The following is a 17,802-nucleotide window of genomic DNA, read 5'->3' on the forward strand; positions in this document are numbered from 1 at the left end:
CATCATCCTCCACCAGTTTTTTGAGTCATTAGCTCAGTTGGTAGAGCACCTGACTTTTAATCAGGGTGTCGAAGGTTCGAGCCCTTCATGACTCACCATGATATGCGCGTGTGGCGGAATTGGCAGACGCACTAGACTTAGGATCTAGCGTCTTTGACGTGGGGGTTCAAGTCCCTCCACGCGCATCCTTTATAAGCGGACGTGGCTCAGCGGTAGAGCATCGCCTTGCCAAGGCGAGGGTCGCGGGTTCGATTCCCGTCGTCCGCTCCAATATTTTGCGCCCTTAGCTCAGCTGGATAGAGCGTTTGACTACGAATCAAAAGGCCGGGAGTTCGAATCTCTCAGGGCGCGCCATTATAACTTCATATGCCGGCGTGGCGGAATGGCAGACGCGCTCGACTCAAAATCGAGTGGGAAACCGTGGAGGTTCGAGTCCTCTCGCCGGTATAGATAACGGGATGTAGCTCAGCTTGGTAGAGCACCTGGTTTGGGACCAGGGGGTCGCATGTTCAAATCGTGTCATCCCGATTTTTACATGCGGGTGTAGTTCAATGGTAGAACTTTAGCCTTCCAAGCTAATAGCGTGGGTTCGATTCCCATCACCCGCTTTATAGAAATGCAAAAAAAAAGAGATGGTTTCTGCTATCTCTTTTTTTTGCATTTTTTTAACGTTTCCATCAGATTTCGAACACTTACTTCAATGTTAGTAACTTATCGGATCATAGCTTTATCAACGGTGGGATAATACACAATACCACATTGATCAAGCTATGTTTATTTGCCGTTTTGTAAAACGCTTACAAAAATATCTTGCCTAAACCTTCAGCCTGTAATACTATATCAATTAAGCGCTTAACCTTTAGGGGTAAGGCGCTTAAACTTAACTTAGATTAAGCGCTTAACCCGTAAAGGGAAGGGAGATGATCATTCCATGACAACCATTAGACTGACGATGGCTCAGGCACTGCTCCGATATCTGGATCAGCAATATATTTCCGTTGATGGGGTGGAAACCAAGTTTGTGAAAGGCGTTATCGGCATTTTTGGTCACGGCAACGTAACGGGTATTGGAGAGGCACTGGAGCGTAGTTCTGGAAGTCTGACGTATATGCAGGGTAAAAATGAACAAGGCATGGTACATACGGCAGCGGCCTATGCCAAGCAGAAGAACCGTAGACAGATTTATGCCTGCACGACATCCATCGGACCAGGAGCACTGAATATGATTACCGCAGCGGCAACCGCGACGGTCAATCGGATTCCTGTTTTACTACTTCCGGGTGATAACTTTGCCACGCGTGAGCCAGATCCCGTGCTGCAACAACTGGAGGTAAGCGGCGATTATACTATTTCAGCCACTGATCCGTTCAAAGCGGTCAGCAAATATTGGGATCGCATTGTGCGTCCCGAACAGCTAATGATTGCTGCCACGCAGGCGATGCGCGTGCTGATGGACCCTGCGGAGACGGGCGCCGTAACGCTGGCGCTGCCGCAGGATGTGCAGGCAGAGGCGTACGATTACCCTGAATCGTTCTTCGCCCGCAAGGTGCATTACCTGGACCGTCGTCCTCCGGTCCAGGCGGCAATTGAACGGGCAGCACAGCAGATTGCCCGTGGCAGAAAGCCGCTGATCGTAGCAGGCGGCGGCGTGTTGTATGCCGAGGCATCCACACAGCTGGCTGAATTCGCCGAGGCATTTGGCATTCCGGTTGCCGAGACGCAGGCTGGCAAGAGTGTCTTGGCGTGGGACCACCCACTTAATGTGGGAGCCATCGGCGTGACCGGCTCGCTGGCTGCCAACAGGCTTGCCAGGGAAGCAGATGTGGTAATCGGCGTCGGCACCCGGTTCTCGGATTTTACGACGGCGTCTCGTTCCGCTTTTCAACATCCCGAAGCGGCTTTCATTAATATTAACCTGAACGGCATGGATGCCGCCAAACTAGGCGGAGAAGCGATTTTGGCGGATGCACGGGAAGGTTTACAAGCTTTGCAAACGGCTTTACAGGGACGGCAGTACCATAGCGGATACGGAACATCCGAGATCGCCGATCTGCGGGATGAGTGGAACGCCGAGGTGGATCGACTCTATGGACTGCAACATGAGGCAGGACTGGCACAGACGACAGCAGTCGGTGTTATTAATCGGACCATTGACCCTTCTTCCGTCATTGTGTGCGCGGCGGGAAGTTTGCCCGGAGACTTACACCGTCTGTGGCGCGCGGCTGCGCCAAAAACATACCACATGGAGTACGGCTTCTCCTGTATGGGCTATGAGGTGAGCGGGGCATTCGGGGCAGCTCTTGCCGAGCCGGATCGTGAAGTGTATGCCATGGTGGGTGACGGCAGTTACCTGATGCTGCATTCTGAACTGGTGACAAGCTTGCAGGAACAGAAGAAGATGACTATTTTGCTATTCAACAACAACGGATTTCAGTGTATTCACAATTTGCAACGGGAGCACGGAAGTGACGGGTTCGGCAACGAGTTTCGCTATCGGGAATCGGAGAGCGGACGACTGACCGGGGATTACATGCCTATGGATTTTGCAGCCCATGCCCGCAGCCTTGGAGCCAAGGCCTATAAAGCAGAGACGGCAGAACAATTGGAGCAGGCGATCAGAGATGCACGGAATGAGACCGTGACTACACTGATCGAAATTCCGGTCGTGCCTGGAACCAATGCAGGCGGATATGAGTCCTGGTGGAATGTTGGCGTGCCAGAAGTATCCAACGAGGAAAAGGTGGTAACGGCTCACCACGCGATGCAGGCAAACCGTGCCAAAGCTAGACTCGTGTAATTGGGCATTTTGCATAAATCTCAAGAGTGTCTTTCAATCAGCTTGATATAGATGGGAATGCTTCACTCGTATATACGTTGTATGGATCAGGGTGCTTCTTCCTCTAAATATCTTGCACCCAGGAGCGAGCTAAATCGGATTATTCAAAATACATCATTCAGCACTCTGCACTGAGTGATGCGAAAATGTTGAACCACAAAAGGAGACGTGGAGCCATGAACAAGCTGCCATTTCAGCTCGGGATTCATCCGATCAACTGGGTCGGAGAGGATGTAAAGGAGCATGGTGATGCAACAACGTGTGAACAGATTCTGGATGACATTCAGCGACTCGGACTGACAGGTACGGAGATGGGACGCAAATATCCCACGGATCCAGACATATTGCGGGAGGAATTGGGCAAGCGCAACATCCGCCTCGTTTCCCAGTGGAAATCAGTATTGTTCTCCGACCCGACGTATCGTCAGTCTGAGCTAGACAGCTATCGCAGACACGCGGAGTTTCTACAATCGATGGGAAGCACGGTGATTAGCACGGCGGAAGTGGGAGGTTCCCTGCATTTCGACCCAAGGCGGACACCGCATGAAAAAGCAGTGCTGAGACTCAGTGAATCGGAATGGCACATTCTTGCTGAGGGGCTGAACGAAGCAGGTGCCATCGCCCGTGAGCACGGGTTGAAGCTGACGTACCATCACCATGGCGGTACCGTTGTTGAGCAGCCGGATGAGATCGATAAATTGATGGAACTGACTGACCCATCTCTTGTTTATTTGCTCTATGACACAGGTCATGCTTACTACGGCGGAGCCGACCCGCTGGCTCTCCTGCGCAAGCATTATGACCGGATTGCCTATATTCATCTGAAGGATATCCGTCCTCAAGTGCTGGACGAAGCAAGGGCGGAACAGTCTGATTTTGTGGGCTGTATTCGTAAAGGGGTATTTACGGTTCCCGGAAATGGTTGTATTGATTTTGCACCGATTCTGCAGGAGTTGGTCACACGGGGGTATGATGGCTGGGCGATGCTTGAAGGGGAACAGGACCCTGCGATTCATAATCCGTATGAGTACGCGCGGCGATCCTTGCAATATATGGAGTCCTTATACCAGCATAACTGATAAAGTCATGGCAATCGGGAGAGAGCCATACCATGAGGTAAACCAGATTATGAGTGTGAGTTTGATGAATGTATCATTCAAAATCCCATCACAGAAAGGGGTTCAAATGCAATGACTTACGTATCCTTTCCTGGTTCAAGGAAGATGGATTTCACCGCGATTGGCCGTCTGTGCATCGACTTGAATGCCAATGAGATCAATCGCCCGATGGAGGAGACGATGACCTTTACGAAATATGTGGGCGGCTCTCCGGCCAATATCACGATTGGCATGTCCAGGCTCGGTATGGAAACAGCATTTATCGGCAAAATCGCGAATGACCAGATGGGCAGGTTCATCAACAGCTATTTGGAGCGGAACGGGATCAATACGTCGAATGTGGTGACGGACTATACCGGAGCGGTGACAGGGCTTGCTTTTACCGAGATCAAAAGTCCAACCGACTGCAGCATTCTGATGTATCGTGACCATGTAGCTGATCTGCTATTGCAGTCGAGAGAGGTGCAGGAACAGCTGATTGCCGACTCCAAAGTGCTGCTGATCTCAGGCACAGCCCTAGCCCAGAGTCCATCACGTGAAGCGGTATTCCAGGCGGTGGCGTATGCGAAAAAGCATGGCACAATCATTGTGTTTGATCTGGACTATCGTCCTTACACATGGACATCAGCCGAAGAAACGGCGGTCTATTACAACCTCGCAGCCGAGAAATGCGATATCATCCTGGGCACACGTGAAGAGTTCGACATGATGGAGACGTTTGACCATAATCCAGACCATAGCGATCAGGTGACCGCGCAAAAATGGTTCGACTTTTCAGCTAAAATTGTCGTCATCAAACATGGCAAGGAAGGCTCCATTGCCTATACAGGTGAAGGGCTATCTCATCAAGCGGACAGCTATCCAGCGCGTGTGGTGAAGACGTTTGGAGCAGGTGACTCCTACGCGGCGGGATTCCTATATGGGTTGATGCAGGGGTGGACGATTGAACGCAGCATGGCGTTTGGTAGCGCGGCAGCAAGTATCGTTATCTCCAGCCACAGCTGCTCGGATGCGATGCCAACGGTGGAACAGGTGAATGACTATATCGAACGCTGCAATCGGGGCGAAATTACGGTGTCTTGAAGCGTGTTGAAGTACTTGGAGTACATGGAGTGATTTGACGCAACGCACATATAAGCGAAGGGAGACAGGGCTATGGGAAAAGGGATTTCGGAAGCGTCAGCAACAGCGACAATGGTTCAAAACTGGATCGGGGGTGCCTGGGTGACCCCGGCGGCAACCCGTACGGAGCCGGTCGTGAATCCGGCTACGGAAGAGGTCATTGCACACGTACCGCTGTCTGAACAGGCGGATGTGGATTTGGCCGTCCAGACGGCACGGGAGGCGTTCCCGTCCTGGAGCGGCACTCCGGTTCCCCGCCGTGCGCGGATTCTGTTCCGCTACCAGCAGCTGCTGGTGGAGCACTGGGAAGAACTCGCGCGGCTGGTTACGCTGGAGAACGGTAAAAGCTACGCGGAAGCCTACGGCGAAGTGCAGCGCGGCATTGAATGCGTCGAATTCGCGGCAGGCGCCCCGAACCTGATGATGGGCAAACAGCTGCCCGACATTGCCACCGGGCTGGAGTCGGGCATGTACCGGTACCCGATCGGTGTTATTGGGGGAATAACCCCCTTCAACTTCCCGATGATGGTACCGTGCTGGATGTTCCCGCTGGCGATTGCGTGCGGCAACACCTTTGTCCTGAAGCCGTCCGAGCGCACACCGCTGCTGGCAGGCCGTCTGGCTGAGCTGTTCAAGGAAGCAGGGCTTCCGGACGGCGTGCTTAATATCGTTCACGGTGCGCATGACGTCGTGAATGGACTGCTTGAACACAAGGGTGTTCAAGCGATCTCTTTTGTTGGATCACAGCCTGTGGCTGAATATGTCTACACCACCGCATCCGCACATGGCAAACGGGTACAGGCGCTTGCCGGTGCCAAAAACCACTCAATTGTTATGCCGGACGCCGATCTCGACCTGACGGTGAAAGAAATCACCAGTGCGGCCTTCGGCTCAGCCGGAGAACGCTGTATGGCCTGCTCGGTTGTTGTGGCCGTGGGCGATGTTGCTGACACGCTGGTGCAAAAGCTGGTGGAAGCGGCAGATCGCATCACCATTGGTAACGGCATGGATGAAGGGGTATTCCTGGGTCCTGTCATTCGTGGTCCGCATAAGGAACGTACACTTAGCTACATTGAATCCGGAGAACAGGAAGGCGCTGCTCTGATCCGGGATGGCCGCAAAGATGAAGCGACAGGCAAGTCCGGTTATTTCGTTGGTCCAACGGTTTTTGATGAGGTGCAGAGCACCATGAAGATCTGGAAGGACGAGATCTTTGCACCGGTGCTCTCGGTAGCGAGGGTGGCTACGCTGGAGGAAGCAGTGGAACTGGCCAACCGTTCCGACTTTGCCAACGGAGCTTGCCTGTTCACCCGCAGTGGAGCAAGCATGCGCCAATTCCGTGAAACGATTGATGCAGGCATGCTGGGCATTAACCTGGGCGTACCTGCGCCAATGGCATTTTTCCCTTTTTCCGGCTGGAAGAAATCCTTCTACGGTGATTTGCATGCCAACGGTACAGACGGCGTTGAATTTTATACTCGCAAAAAGATGGTTACTGCCCGCTGGTAGTCACTCAGGGCATACCCAGCCAATGGAAGAACGTTGAGTCCACATGGACACATACAGGGAGGATAACGGAATGGGCAAGGATAAAGTGAGAATTGGCATCATCGGCGCTGGGCGTATTGGTAAAATTCATGCGGACAATCTTCTGCGCAACCCTTATGCCGAGATTGTTGGCATCAGTGATTTGTTTGCAGGGCCCGAGCTGGAGGCGTGGGCTTCCAGCCGCGGCATTCCGGTGGTAACGACAGATAGCAGCCAGCTGATTGCCATGCCAAATGTGGATGCAGTTCTGATCTGTTCCTCAACAGATACGCATGTACCACTGATTGAACAGGCAGCCCAGGCGGGCAAACACATTTTTTGCGAGAAGCCGGTCAGTATGGACCTTCATCAGACTCAGGCAGCTGTTGCAGCCGTGCAGAAGGCTGGGGTAAAGCTGCAAATCGGATTCAATCGTCGCTTCGACCATAACTTCAAACGGGTACGTGCACATGTGCAGGAGGGAACGATTGGTGATCCGCATATTATCAAAATCACTTCTCGTGACCCGAGTCCGCCGCCAGCGGAGTATATTCGGGTGTCTGGTGGGATCTTCATGGATATGATGATCCATGATTTCGACATGGCCCGGTATCTGTCGGGGAGTGAGGTGGAGGAAGTCTATGCACAGGGCAATGTGCTGATTCATCCTGTGTTTGCTGAACACGGCGATGTGGATACGGCCATTGTGACGATGAGTTTTGAAAATGGAGCAATCGGCGTCATTGATAACAGCCGCCAGGCGGTATATGGATACGATCAGCGAGTCGAAGTATTTGGCTCATTAGGCAGCGCCGCAGCTGCGAACGATCATCCGAATACGGCAGAAATTAGTACAGCAACCGGGCTGATGCGCGACAAGCCGCTGCACTTTTTCCTGGAACGATACAATGAAGCGTACGTGCAGGAGACAGCTCTTTTCATCGACGCTATCCGGAACGATACACCTGTCATCGTGAACGGGAATGATGCAGTTCAGGCAGAACGCATCGCGCTCGCCGCGCGCATGTCCATGGAACAAGGCAGACCTGTGAAGCTGCGGGAAGTCCCGGGTATGTCGGTGGAATCCCAGACGGCTGCCCCGTAGGGCCATTTTCATAACAAGTTCATTTTATCTAATAGACAGCCATCAGGATTAAGGATAAATACCGGAAGGAGTGGAATGAAGCATGTCAGAACGCGTAGTAAAACCTGTGTTGACTCCGAAAGCAGACGGAACGTTGTTGACGGTCACACCAGAATCTGCGGGATGGGAATATGTTGGGTTCCAGGTGGTGCAGCTTGCGGAGGGACAGACCCTAACTCGTGAGAGCGGGGACCAGGAACTCTGTCTTGTGCTTCTCAGCGGCTTGGCGAATGTAAGTACTCGTGAATATACGTGGGAGAATATCGGGAAAAGAATGAGCGTCTTCGAGAAGATTCCTCCGTATTCGATTTACGTATCCAGTTCAGATCGAGTGGAGTTAACAGCTCTTACCGCATTGGAGATTGCCATATGTGCGGCACCAGGTAAAGGCACGTATCCAGCTCGTCTGATTGCCCCGGAAGATGTAGGTGTTGAGACGCGTGGTTACGGCAACCTGGAACGACAGATTCACAACATTTTGCCAGAACAAAAAGAAGCAGACAGTCTGCTCGTTGTTGAGGTGTTCACGCCAGATGGACATTGGTCGAGCTATCCGCCACATAAACATGATAGGGATGCCCTGCCTGACGAGTCATTGCTAGAGGAGACATACTATTTCCGAGTGCAGCCTGAGCAGGGGTTTGCCATCCAACGGATATACACAGATGATCGAGCTGTAGATGAGACGCTTGCAGTGAACGACGGCGAAGTTGTGCTTGTTCCGTATGGATACCATCCGGTAGGTGCTCCTCCGGGATACGAGGTCTACTATCTGAATGTGATGGCAGGGCCAACCCGGACCTGGAAGTTCCATAACGATCCGGACCATGATTGGCTGATGAGTAAAAAGTAGTATTGGCTTCAAGTTGCGTATGCGGACTTCCCCCTGCATAATGAGAGAAAACGATTACCTATATATAAGGGAATTTATATATAGCACAAATGGGGAAATAACAATGAAAGCAACCATATATGATATAGCACGCGAGGCGGGGGTATCCATTGCAACCGTCTCACAGGTCATTAACGGCAAAGGTAAAATTAGCGAGAAGCGGCGCGCCGAGATTATGGAGATCATGGAGCGTCTTCACTATCAGCCGAGCGCTATTGCTGCCGCACTTACGGGGAAGCAGACATACACGCTCGGGCTGCTCGTGCCCGATATCTCCAATCCGTATTTTGCCGAGCTGGCCAGAGCGGTAGAGGATCGCAGTCGGCAGTTGGGTTATAGCGTCGTGATTTGCAGCACTGACAATAAGGACGAGCGGGTAGAGCGGTATCTGAATCTGCTTCAGCAAAAAAGGGTCGACGGCATGATGATCGGAACAGGTATCGATAATGCCGAGATTCTGTCTCCACTCCTGCAACAATCGATACCTGTTGCTCTGATTGCCCGTCATATGCCGTCGTTGTCGGTACATACCGTTGCGATCGATGACAGGCTTGGCGGCGCCTTGGCAGCACAGCATCTGCTTGAATTGGGTCATACTCACGTAGCGGTGCTGTCCGAATCGTTCAAAGTCAGCAGCAGTCAGGAACGCGTACGCGGGTTTCGTGAAGCCTTGGAGAAGGCGGGTTATTCTCTTGAAGCTGATCACGTGAAAGAGTCATCTGCCGATCTGGGTTCAGCCAAAAAAGAGGCGCTTGTGCTGCTCAAGGAAAAGAATCGAGCCACAGGCATTTTCTGCTGTAACGACATGCAGGCAATTGGCGCGCTTCAGGCTGCCAAAGAACTAGGCCTGCGTGTGCCTGAAGATGTATCAATCATCGGATTCGATAATACGATTCTGGCTTCGGTAACCAACCCGCCTTTGACGACGATTGCCCAACCTATTGAGGATCTGGGACGTCGTGCCGTTGATTTATTAATTGATGAGCTAAAAAATGAAGAAAATTCACCGCAGAAAATTGTCCTGAAGCCTGAATTGGTCGTTAGAGACTCGACAGGGAATGTTTTAGATCAACCTTAAGAACACAGCCCTGTAATCGGGTATTCTCCAACGATTCAGGAAAAATCACATACAAAACAAGCCGCGGCCCTAAGGGTGAACGCGGCTTGTTTGAGAGTTAAATCTTGAACTTCTTCACTTCCTCGTACAGCGTATTGGCATGCTGCGCTAGTTCATTGGAACGTTCCGAGATGCTTGTAATGTAATTAAACTGTTCCTGCGTGGAAGAAGCAACCTCTTCCGTGGATGCCGCGCTCTGCTCCGACATGGCTGCAACACTGGAGATCACTTCGGCAATCTTACCAGAGCTGTCGTCCAACTCTATCGTAGCAGATGATACCAACTGAAGCTGGCTGTCGATGCCGTCAATGGATTGTTTGATTCGGGTAAACGACTCGCGCATCTCATGCACAGCAGCTACCTGCTGCTCAATACCTTGTTCAGCCGAAGTTACTTCACTCACGCTTTGACGACTTGCCGCCTGAATCTCATCCAGCAGGACAATGATATCCTGTGCCGAGTCCGAAGACTGTTCGGCCAGTTTCCGTACTTCTTCGGCAACGACGGCGAAGCCGCGTCCGTGTTCACCCGCTCTGGCCGCTTCAATGGAAGCATTCAGGGCGAGCAGATTAGTCTGGGAAGCGATGCCCCGAATCATGCCGACAATATCCTCGATTTTCTGCGACTTATCCGCCAAAAGCGTGATCGACTCACCCACCCGATCAATGGAACTCCGATTTTCGTCCGCAAGTTCCACCTGATGATCCACGGCTTGCAATCCGGCAAGCATGGCTTCCCCTGCTTCTCGCATCATTGTTACCGATTGTTCGACACTGCGGTTAATGCCGCCAACACTATTACTCATCTCTGACAGTCGACTTGAACCGTCATAGACCGATTCTGCCTGTTTGCTGGACCCTTGAGCGAGCTCATCTGTGGCGATGGAAATCTGCTCTGCAATACGTTTGGTATTGTCCGTATGCTCTTCCATCTCACCCGAGATGGTTTGCACCCGATTAGCGGAGGAGGCGACCTGTTTCAACAGCAGACTGAGTTGAGCGGACATCTGATTGAATGCCGTACCTAACTCCGCGAACTCATCTTTACCTTTGATCTGCACCCGACCCGTAAAGTCACCACTCGACATCAGTCTGGAGGTTGCGCCCAAGCTTTTCAGTGGTCTGATGAATAGTGTTGCAATCCAGTATGCTGCTGCCATCACAACGATTAGCGTAACAGCGATAATCAGAATGTAATTATTTCGTAGTTCATAGTATTCTGAATAGGCCAATTTTTCGGAAATTACTGAACCGACCACCCAGCCCGTGCTGGGGATTTGATTGTAGAACAGCAGATAATTCTCACCATTGTATTTAAAATTCTTCTCTCCTGACGGGTTTGCCTGCATATCGGCCAGTAGTGGTTTTAATTCCGCATTTTCAGATGCCGAGGTATTCACCTGGTTCTCGTCAGGGTGAGCAAGAAGCATTCCTTTTTTATCGATTAAAAATGTATAACCTAGCCCGTCCAGATTGATCTTTCCCACCGTATCCGTAAGGGTAGAGAGCAGCAAATCTCCTGCCACTACGCCTTGCAGCTGTCCCGCTTTATTCAGGACCGGCATCGCCATGGACACCGCGTATTGCTTCGACATCATATCCAGATAGGGATCAGAGAATACCAGTTGGTCGGCCTGCTTCGCTTCCTGGTACCAAGGGCGCTGACGTGGATCATACCCGGCATCAGGTGTCCAGCCCGAACCATTCATGAAATGACCGTCTTGTTCTGAACCAAAGTAAAGATCCGACAGACTCTCTTTGTTACTGCCCAGCTTCATCGGTTTAAGTTTCATCCAATTCTCCCCCCCCCGATGTCCTGCTAATATAGGCAAAGCCGAAAGCTTATGTAGTATATCGACATTTTTTTCAAAAAGATAATATTGATATTTATCAAGTTAGTTAGCATCTCATAAAATTTAAAATGATGGGTTATGGATAGGCTTTTTCTTTATAAGTACGTGTATTTAATGGATGATTTTAATGATCTAGATCAATATTTGGATGAGGTGGTATACTTAAAATGGACTTTTAATTTCCTGATTTACCCAACGGCGAAAGGAGACTCAATGAATAAAAGAACCCAAACCATTCTTGGTGTGGTTGTTGTATTCGTGATTGCAGCTATTGCGATACCCATGTACATTTCGAGGCAACATACCACCTTTCGAGCTGAAGTCACAGATCATATGAGTATGCTGGATACACTGGATATTCTGGTTATCAAGAAAATAACGGCCACCGATCCATACGATGAAGAAGAAGTGACTATTAAAGATCCCCAAGAGATTAGAAATGTGTTGAAGTTAGCGAAGGATATTGAATTAAGAAGACTAAAGCAAACAGATATCTCCGACCGATCCGAGGGGAATCCATATTACTATGACTGGCAGCTTTTGACTAAGAAAGAAGATCGATTTACAGTAGGCTTTGGAATTACGTTTTATAACGAACATGCCGTCTCTATCTATAGCGGATACAAAACGAGAGAAAAGCTTGGAAATTATGAAATAACCAATGATTTTAATTTAAATGAAATGGAACGACTCTTTACCAATTTGAAGGAGGGGAAGGAATGACAGAGTATCTATTGCGTCCTATTGAGGAGCAGGATATCCCTTTTCTGTGGGAGATGTTGTATGCATCCATATTCAAGCAGGAGGGCGAAGAGTCTTTTGAACCTGAGATCATCCATAGCCCCGGCATGTCCAAGTACGTTGAAGGCTGGGGGAGAGAGGGAGATTTCGGATTTATCGCCGTGGATTCTCAGGGCAAGCGTATGGGCTCGGTGACGTTGCGATTTTTTAATGATCAGAATGCGGGATATGGTTATGTAAATGCGGTTACACCCGAGATGGGAATGGCTGTGATTGAGACTGCGCGTGGCAAAGGAATAGGTACCCGTCTCATTCAGGCGGCGTTAGAAGAGGTTCAAAAGCGGGGAATTGAAGCCGTTTCGCTCAGTGTTGACCCGGGTAACGAAGCAATTCAACTTTATCGGCGTTTCGGATTCGTCGAACAGGGCATGTGTGGTACATCTGTAACGATGGTGTGCGTGATGAACCCATGACCTTGTCGCAAACATGATGAACGCATTCATATGAAGAGTTTGAAAATACAAAAAAGGCGTTCCCTCATATTCTGGGAAGCGCCTTAAAGTATGACTGCATGTTCCTCGCACCGTATTTCCTTCGTGCTTTACCGATGTTCAAAAACCAATCTTCAAGCTGCTACCTTCTGTGGCTATTCCTTCCGAACGGTTGATGGGCAGCTTTTGTTCTGCGGAGAAGCCAAGCGTCTCGCCGTCATGCAAGGTTACATCATTTTCGATAACATAAGTCGCAGTCATATACATCATTTCAAATACTTCACTTAACGGCTGTGAGGATTGAGTGATTTCCATCTCCTCTTTCCCGAAGTTGCGTAACCCATAAGTATAGGCTGATGCGCCTTCAGGGCTTTGAAATAATCCAATGAATATCCAAAGGGAGATGGGTAGCTCATGATCCTTGATTCCACGACTGATGTCCACGTACTGACTTGCCTCTACCACAAGTGGCGCCATATATATAGCCAGCGCATGGTCAAGCTGGAGCAAAGCACTCGCTGTTTGGGTGAACAGAATATGTGCCTGAATGGCGTCGGTTGCATTCAGTACAGAGACAATAATCTGAGATTGATGTCGTGAGGTGACTTGCGCCGCTTCCCGCCACAGCACATTTAATTTGGCATTCTCCTCTACTTCGCGGTCAGGAATAGGAGCATTAATATGTGCGCACACCACTTGCATTCCATCCACTTCGAAAAAAAGATTGCCTTCCTCCGGATGTTCCTCAATCTCAATATTCCACTCGTTTTTCATCGTGCTAATGAAGTGGGCAAAATTACAATCTTCGTGCTCGAGCAAAACAAATCCAACGATGGTTTCGCTATATGGAGTAGTATGTACGTCTCCACCTGCGGTCGCATGTTCCTTTTTGCGGCGTCGAAGCTTGTCAAACAGTCCCATGAAACGTTCTCCTTTCCAGACCAATCATAGTGATCAGGCATAATCCGATGCCTTTATAACCTTACCTTACCACATTGAAGCTTTTAATGAATCCAAGCATGATAACGGGTCAACAGGCGATCAGAGGAAAAGAACCAGAAGCAATGCAATGATCGCAGGCAGCCCTTGTTTGATGATGATGGACCGAGTAGCGGTTACGCCTCCGTAAAGGGCGGCGATAATGACACATGCCAGGAAGAAGATCTGAATGTGCTGCCCGACGGATGCATCCGGATAAACGAGTCCCCAGATCAGACCTGCGGCCAAAAATCCATTGTACAGACCTTGATTGGCTGCCAAAGACTTGGTAGATTCCGCTAGTTCAGGGGTAAGACCGAACGTTTTCATCGTGCGTGGACGGGTCCACAGGAACATCTCCATCACCATGATGTAGAAGTGCTCGATGGCTACAATAGCCACGAAAATGATACTAATCAAAAGAAACACCTTGCTTTCTTATGTAATTTATTTACTTGTCCTCCTCAGTATAAATGTTTGCAATCCGAACTGAAAGTGTAAATTTAATTTCACACAAATTAATTGTGTGAACCAGTAATAAATCGATGATTCTCGTTTATATTGACGCCGCGGATTATACACAAAGATAAACATACGCTGATTGTCGAAAATCCATTCATTGGGTAATAATGAACAATAAAGAAGTGAAATTACTCATGGAAAAGAGGGATTAGCTTGGGCGTGGGAAGCGTTCAATTCGTCCTGCTGGCGGATGATCCATCAACGTTTGTTACCCGAGTCGTACCTTTTATCGATATTGAGCTCGCTGGAATTCCGAGTGATCGGCATTACGGTCTGTTGCGCCCGGCGGACTCCCGCCAGAAAATATACAAACGGGGAGTCTGCTCAGTCGAGCGTGAAGGCATTATTCGTACCGGAGATGGCATCAAAGTTATTCGCCTGTCCTGAGGCTTCAGGACAGGTTCTTGCATTGCAGTCTAGTCCCTTGCTTCGACTGTAGTTAATCTCAGTCTATCTTCTGGAATGGACGTAATCTTCAGGTGTGCTGCCGATAATGGACTTGAAATCTTTGATAAAATGCGACTGATCGTGATATCCAAGGTCCTGTGACAGCTTAACCAGATCGCAATCCACACCCCGCTCCATCAGCTCAGCAGCATTTTGCAGGCGGTAGAGTTTGATCACCATTTTGGGGCTGATGCCCACATACTGATTGAACAGGCGCTGGAGCTTTCTTGTGTGCATATTCCAGGAGGCAGATAAATCATCGACTCTAAGCATATCCCGGTGTTGCTCAATATACAACACAATCTGGCTAACCAGAATGGCTTGATCATCAGGAGGAGGGAGGTGTTTACAGAGAAGTTGATCCATATAACTGACTTTGTCCGCATCACTTCCGTCCCCGAGCAGACGGTCTTCGAGTTGCGGAGCATCAACATCAAGCACACCAGAGACATCCAAGGGGTTTCCATACAATGTGGAGACGGAATTGCGAATGAATGGATAGAAGCCGCCAGGCTTAAACTTCACCCCAAACACGCTTCCTTTTCCACGAACGAGATAGGAGAACTTCTGTCCGGATGGACCGAAGAAAAAGGTATTTCCCCGCTCTACCACCAGATTGACGCATGGATTTGGAACCACATGCTGAGGATAAGGATCATGCCCGGTAAGATCCCAGGAGACGATCCAGAAATGCTTGATCAAAGAACTCAATGCTTCGGAAGGGGCATACCGTGTCAGGCAATATCTCTTGTCGCCCTCATCCAGATTCAGAAGACCCATACTGGGTCTGATAGCATGATCTGTATGTTTCATTTTGTCGATTCCTCCAGGTATCTCGTCAATTCTGCTTCGCTACGAACAATGCACAATTTATGTTGGTGAGGCTGCAAAAACGCCATGATTAGCGCCTTTTCCTTGCGGTCATGTTGATAGCTCCATTTATACATCTTCCAGAGCATGGTGAGAGTCTGTCGGTAATTTCCCTGTTCCAGCCCGAGTTTCTGTACTGTGAAACGTTTGAGAATGCGCACATTCCTTTTCCACACGGGGGTATTCAAATAGACGATAAGATCAGCCTGCTCGAAACTTCGTGCCACCCATTCATAGTGCACACCTTCAATAATCCACTGATTGGAATGCACGGCTTTTTGCAGGAGTGTGTCCCGTGTCTCCGGGCTATTACGAATATCCTGTCCTTGAGGTACACGGTGCCACACAAGGTTGTCGAGCTCATAATGAGGAAGGTCTAGCCTCGCGGATAATTGGCGGGCCAGTGTAGACTTGCCGCTACCGACTGAGCCGATAATATGTATTTTGTTTGGCCTGAGTTTGATCATAGATTTTTCACCGATCATTCCGTAACCAGTCCCCTTTGTTATTTACCTTTGCTCCCTGAACAGCAACGCACGAACAGCGAAACGTGGCAAAATAAGTTGTCTGCGCCATCTGGAAGGCTGGCTGAGCAGTCGATAAAGCCATTCCAAGTTAAGCTTCTGCCATATCGCAGGTGCTCGTTTGGTTTTGCCGGCCAGAATATCCAGGCTTCCCCCGACTCCGATGGCTACACGAGCATTTAGTTGATGGCGATATTTGTTGATCCAGTGTTCAGCATGGGGTGCTCCTAGGGCCACGATAAGAAAATCAGGTTTTGCCTCGTGAATCTCTTCTACAATGCTTTGCTCCTCGTCCGTTGTGAAAAATCCATGTTGTCTGCCACGAACAACGACTCCCGGATAGTTTTGCGCAATAACCTCTACAGCCCGCTTACTTACACTTTCTTCTGCCCCGAGCATATAAAAGGACCAATTCTTCCGGCTTCCTTCCTCCAACAAACGAAAAAGCAGGTCACAGCCTGTTACCCGTTCGGTCAATTGTCCACCCCGAAAGCGGGATACCATAACAATGCCCACGCCGTCAGCGGTCACAATGCCTGCCTGATCTACGACTGAACGAAGTACCTGATCCTTCTGGCAGGACATGACGATTTCCGGATTGCCTGTGATGACATGGAACAGTTCGGATTGTCTCTGATCGACTACATCATCAAGAATCGTAACCGTCTGATCCATAGTTATATTGGGAAAAGGGATTCCCATAATATTTGTTGTTTGGTTCATATTTCGGTTCCTTTCTGGATGCTAACTATCCGTCCCCAATTTGTATACATTCCCTGTTATTTCATTCCATTTTAGTATATCTGATCTTCTGGTAAAGCACTATATTTGTAAGCTGTGCGATACAATGTCGTTTGTCTGTCCTGAATGAGTTGCCGGAAGGCGGTTTGAAGATCGAAAATGGTTTTTCTATACTTATCTTTTATTTTTGCTGTTGTCGCGTTTTTACAATACGCCGTTTGGGGTATAACGTAGGATAGTGTTGCAAGCAAGTGTCAGTTGTACCCTCAATACAACACATAAAGGGAGTGAGTTCATGGAATTGAAATATGAGTTCTATATTAATGCCGGACAGGAAGATGTGTGGAATGCCCTGATCTCGCCGGACGGTACACGGAGCAGCTTTTTTGGCAGTGAACTTCGTTCTAATTTCCAACCGGGTCAGCCGTTTGCCTATGTAGGACCTGGGAATGATGGTGCGGAGACGGTTCATGTGTACGGCGATATTCTGGAATTCGAACCTTTATCCCTATTAAGTTACCTTGAACATCCCGGACCTTCCTACCACGCCAATCACGCTGAGCTACAATCCAGAGTAGTGTTTCAACTGGAGAAGGTAGGGGAATGTACGAAGTTAACATTGATTAATGACCAATTTACGGACAACCATCCATCCTTTGCAAACGCACAGAGTAGCTGGTGGATGATATTGAGCAGTATCAAGACATGGGCAGAGACGGGCCAAACGCTGAACTTTGGCTGGTAAAGGTTCCGATAACGAAAGAATATATAAATATAACATCATACAAATATGAGAAAAGCGCTGATAAAGCGTTTTTTTTATTTCATTTTCGCTCAAATGGATGAAAACCCTCTACATTTAATGTCTAATTATGTCGAA

General features: G+C 49.3%; 17 protein-coding genes and 7 tRNA genes. 18 read left to right on the forward strand and 6 right to left on the reverse strand.

Features of this window, described 5'->3' with window-relative positions; all coding sequences use genetic code 11:
* Positions 1–22: 22 nt before the first annotated feature.
* From ACFVQB_RS33950 to ACFVQB_RS34015, 14 genes are all read left to right on the forward strand, one after another.
* A tRNA-Lys gene (locus ACFVQB_RS33950) sits at positions 23–98 on the forward strand.
* Positions 99–104: 6 nt separating this feature from the next.
* Positions 105–185: transfer RNA gene (locus tag ACFVQB_RS33955), tRNA-Leu, on the forward strand.
* A gap of 10 nt (positions 186–195) precedes the next feature.
* Positions 196–270: transfer RNA gene (locus ACFVQB_RS33960), tRNA-Gly, on the forward strand.
* 7 nt (positions 271–277) lie between these two features.
* Positions 278–354 (forward strand) — tRNA-Arg (locus ACFVQB_RS33965).
* A gap of 14 nt (positions 355–368) precedes the next feature.
* Positions 369–447 (forward strand) — tRNA-Leu (locus ACFVQB_RS33970).
* 7 nt (positions 448–454) lie between these two features.
* Positions 455–528 (forward strand) — tRNA-Pro (locus ACFVQB_RS33975).
* Positions 529–537: 9 nt separating this feature from the next.
* Positions 538–608, forward strand: a tRNA-Gly gene (locus ACFVQB_RS33980).
* A 323-nt stretch (positions 609–931) separates the two neighbouring features.
* On the forward strand, positions 932–2,797 hold the full coding sequence (iolD, locus tag ACFVQB_RS33985) for a 3D-(3,5/4)-trihydroxycyclohexane-1,2-dione acylhydrolase (decyclizing) (protein ID WP_379449738.1): 1,866 nt from the start codon (positions 932–934) through the stop codon (positions 2,795–2,797).
* Positions 2,798–3,012: 215 nt separating this feature from the next.
* The gene (gene iolE / locus ACFVQB_RS33990) at positions 3,013–3,915 is read left to right on the forward strand and encodes a myo-inosose-2 dehydratase (protein ID WP_379449741.1); all 903 of its coding nucleotides are present in this window, start codon (positions 3,013–3,015) and stop codon (positions 3,913–3,915) included.
* 111 nt (positions 3,916–4,026) lie between these two features.
* Positions 4,027–5,037, forward strand: a complete 1,011-nt coding sequence (iolC, locus tag ACFVQB_RS33995; RefSeq protein WP_379449744.1) for a 5-dehydro-2-deoxygluconokinase — start codon at positions 4,027–4,029, stop codon at positions 5,035–5,037.
* A gap of 72 nt (positions 5,038–5,109) precedes the next feature.
* Entirely contained in the window at positions 5,110–6,585 is a 1,476-nt protein-coding gene (locus tag ACFVQB_RS34000) for a CoA-acylating methylmalonate-semialdehyde dehydrogenase (protein ID WP_379449747.1), read from the forward strand.
* 70 nt (positions 6,586–6,655) lie between these two features.
* Positions 6,656–7,708, forward strand: a complete 1,053-nt coding sequence (iolG, locus tag ACFVQB_RS34005) for an inositol 2-dehydrogenase (protein ID WP_379449749.1) — start codon at positions 6,656–6,658, stop codon at positions 7,706–7,708.
* 82 nt (positions 7,709–7,790) lie between these two features.
* Positions 7,791–8,600 carry a 5-deoxy-glucuronate isomerase gene (gene iolB / locus ACFVQB_RS34010; protein ID WP_379449752.1) on the forward strand — a complete coding sequence of 270 codons (810 nt, stop codon included), beginning with the start codon at positions 7,791–7,793 and terminating at the stop codon, positions 8,598–8,600.
* 103 nt (positions 8,601–8,703) lie between these two features.
* On the forward strand, positions 8,704–9,717 hold the full coding sequence (locus ACFVQB_RS34015; RefSeq protein WP_379449754.1) for a LacI family DNA-binding transcriptional regulator: 1,014 nt from the start codon (positions 8,704–8,706) through the stop codon (positions 9,715–9,717).
* A gap of 97 nt (positions 9,718–9,814) precedes the next feature.
* Here the strand turns inward: ACFVQB_RS34015 and ACFVQB_RS34020 are convergent, their stop codons facing one another.
* A complete protein-coding gene (locus ACFVQB_RS34020; RefSeq protein ID WP_379449755.1) occupies positions 9,815–11,548 on the reverse strand; it encodes a methyl-accepting chemotaxis protein in 1,734 nt (577 codons plus the stop codon).
* Positions 11,549–11,821: 273 nt separating this feature from the next.
* Here ACFVQB_RS34020 and ACFVQB_RS34025 point away from each other — a divergent pair, with 273 nt between their 5' ends.
* A complete protein-coding gene (locus ACFVQB_RS34025) occupies positions 11,822–12,331 on the forward strand; it encodes a hypothetical protein (RefSeq protein ID WP_379449758.1) in 510 nt (169 codons plus the stop codon).
* Positions 12,328–12,822, forward strand: a complete 495-nt coding sequence (locus ACFVQB_RS34030; protein ID WP_379449760.1) for a GNAT family N-acetyltransferase — start codon at positions 12,328–12,330, stop codon at positions 12,820–12,822. Before ACFVQB_RS34025 ends, ACFVQB_RS34030 begins: the two co-directional genes overlap by 4 nt.
* 138 nt (positions 12,823–12,960) lie before the next feature.
* Here ACFVQB_RS34030 and ACFVQB_RS34035 read toward each other — a convergent pair whose 3' ends face one another.
* Together ACFVQB_RS34035 and ACFVQB_RS34040 are read right to left on the reverse strand one after the other, a co-directional pair.
* Complete coding sequence (locus ACFVQB_RS34035; protein WP_379449762.1) at positions 12,961–13,761, reverse strand: DUF4261 domain-containing protein; 801 nt, start codon at positions 13,759–13,761, stop codon at positions 12,961–12,963.
* Between the two features lie 120 nt (positions 13,762–13,881).
* On the reverse strand, positions 13,882–14,238 hold the full coding sequence (locus tag ACFVQB_RS34040) for a DUF1304 domain-containing protein (protein WP_162842469.1): 357 nt from the start codon (positions 14,236–14,238) through the stop codon (positions 13,882–13,884).
* A 255-nt stretch (positions 14,239–14,493) separates the two neighbouring features.
* Between ACFVQB_RS34040 and ACFVQB_RS34045 the strand changes: the two genes are divergently transcribed.
* A complete protein-coding gene (locus ACFVQB_RS34045) occupies positions 14,494–14,727 on the forward strand; it encodes a hypothetical protein (protein WP_379449766.1) in 234 nt (77 codons plus the stop codon).
* A 63-nt stretch (positions 14,728–14,790) separates the two neighbouring features.
* On the opposite strand, the gene ACFVQB_RS34050 is transcribed toward ACFVQB_RS34045, so the two are convergent.
* From ACFVQB_RS34050 to ACFVQB_RS34060, 3 genes are read right to left on the reverse strand one after another with little or no spacing between them, the layout of a single operon-like run.
* Complete coding sequence (locus ACFVQB_RS34050; RefSeq protein ID WP_379449768.1) at positions 14,791–15,600, reverse strand: DUF6597 domain-containing transcriptional factor; 810 nt, start codon at positions 15,598–15,600, stop codon at positions 14,791–14,793.
* Positions 15,597–16,142: an AAA family ATPase gene (locus ACFVQB_RS34055; protein ID WP_379449771.1), complete on the reverse strand. Its 546-nt coding sequence runs from the start codon at positions 16,140–16,142 to the stop codon at positions 15,597–15,599. The genes ACFVQB_RS34050 and ACFVQB_RS34055 overlap by 4 nt, the downstream gene beginning before the upstream one ends.
* Positions 16,143–16,166: 24 nt before the next feature.
* Positions 16,167–16,904, reverse strand: coding sequence for a WecB/TagA/CpsF family glycosyltransferase (locus ACFVQB_RS34060; protein WP_379449773.1), 738 nt, complete (start codon positions 16,902–16,904; stop codon positions 16,167–16,169).
* Between the two features lie 313 nt (positions 16,905–17,217).
* Between ACFVQB_RS34060 and ACFVQB_RS34065 the strand changes: the two genes are divergently transcribed.
* Positions 17,218–17,667 carry an SRPBCC family protein gene (locus ACFVQB_RS34065; protein WP_379449776.1) on the forward strand — a complete coding sequence of 150 codons (450 nt, stop codon included), beginning with the start codon at positions 17,218–17,220 and terminating at the stop codon, positions 17,665–17,667.
* Positions 17,668–17,802: the final 135 nt, after the last annotated feature.

This window comes from Paenibacillus sp. NPDC057886, assembly GCF_042796655.1.
Taxonomy (GTDB): Bacteria; Bacillota; Bacilli; order Paenibacillales; family Paenibacillaceae; genus Paenibacillus.

Excerpts from the sequence above, each read along its gene's own strand:
- ACFVQB_RS34000 (WP_379449747.1), top strand. The coding sequence starts at position 5,110 with ATGGGAAAAGGGATTTCGGAAGCGTCAGCAACAGCGACAATGGTTCAA.
- ACFVQB_RS34025 (WP_379449758.1), top strand. The coding sequence starts at position 11,822 with ATGAATAAAAGAACCCAAACCATTCTTGGTGTGGTTGTTGTATTCGTG.
- iolD (WP_379449738.1), top strand. The coding sequence starts at position 932 with ATGACAACCATTAGACTGACGATGGCTCAGGCACTGCTCCGATATCTG.
- ACFVQB_RS34060 (WP_379449773.1), bottom strand. The coding sequence starts at position 16,904 with ATGAACCAAACAACAAATATTATGGGAATCCCTTTTCCCAATATAACT.
- iolC (WP_379449744.1), top strand. The coding sequence starts at position 4,027 with ATGACTTACGTATCCTTTCCTGGTTCAAGGAAGATGGATTTCACCGCG.
- iolG (WP_379449749.1), top strand. The coding sequence starts at position 6,656 with ATGGGCAAGGATAAAGTGAGAATTGGCATCATCGGCGCTGGGCGTATT.
- ACFVQB_RS34050 (WP_379449768.1), bottom strand. The coding sequence starts at position 15,600 with ATGAAACATACAGATCATGCTATCAGACCCAGTATGGGTCTTCTGAAT.
- iolB (WP_379449752.1), top strand. The coding sequence starts at position 7,791 with ATGTCAGAACGCGTAGTAAAACCTGTGTTGACTCCGAAAGCAGACGGA.
- ACFVQB_RS34065 (WP_379449776.1), top strand. The coding sequence starts at position 17,218 with ATGGAATTGAAATATGAGTTCTATATTAATGCCGGACAGGAAGATGTG.
- ACFVQB_RS34015 (WP_379449754.1), top strand. The coding sequence starts at position 8,704 with ATGAAAGCAACCATATATGATATAGCACGCGAGGCGGGGGTATCCATT.
- ACFVQB_RS34035 (WP_379449762.1), bottom strand. The coding sequence starts at position 13,761 with ATGGGACTGTTTGACAAGCTTCGACGCCGCAAAAAGGAACATGCGACC.
- ACFVQB_RS34055 (WP_379449771.1), bottom strand. The coding sequence starts at position 16,142 with ATGATCGGTGAAAAATCTATGATCAAACTCAGGCCAAACAAAATACAT.
- ACFVQB_RS34030 (WP_379449760.1), top strand. The coding sequence starts at position 12,328 with ATGACAGAGTATCTATTGCGTCCTATTGAGGAGCAGGATATCCCTTTT.
- ACFVQB_RS34020 (WP_379449755.1), bottom strand. The coding sequence starts at position 11,548 with ATGAAACTTAAACCGATGAAGCTGGGCAGTAACAAAGAGAGTCTGTCG.
- iolE (WP_379449741.1), top strand. The coding sequence starts at position 3,013 with ATGAACAAGCTGCCATTTCAGCTCGGGATTCATCCGATCAACTGGGTC.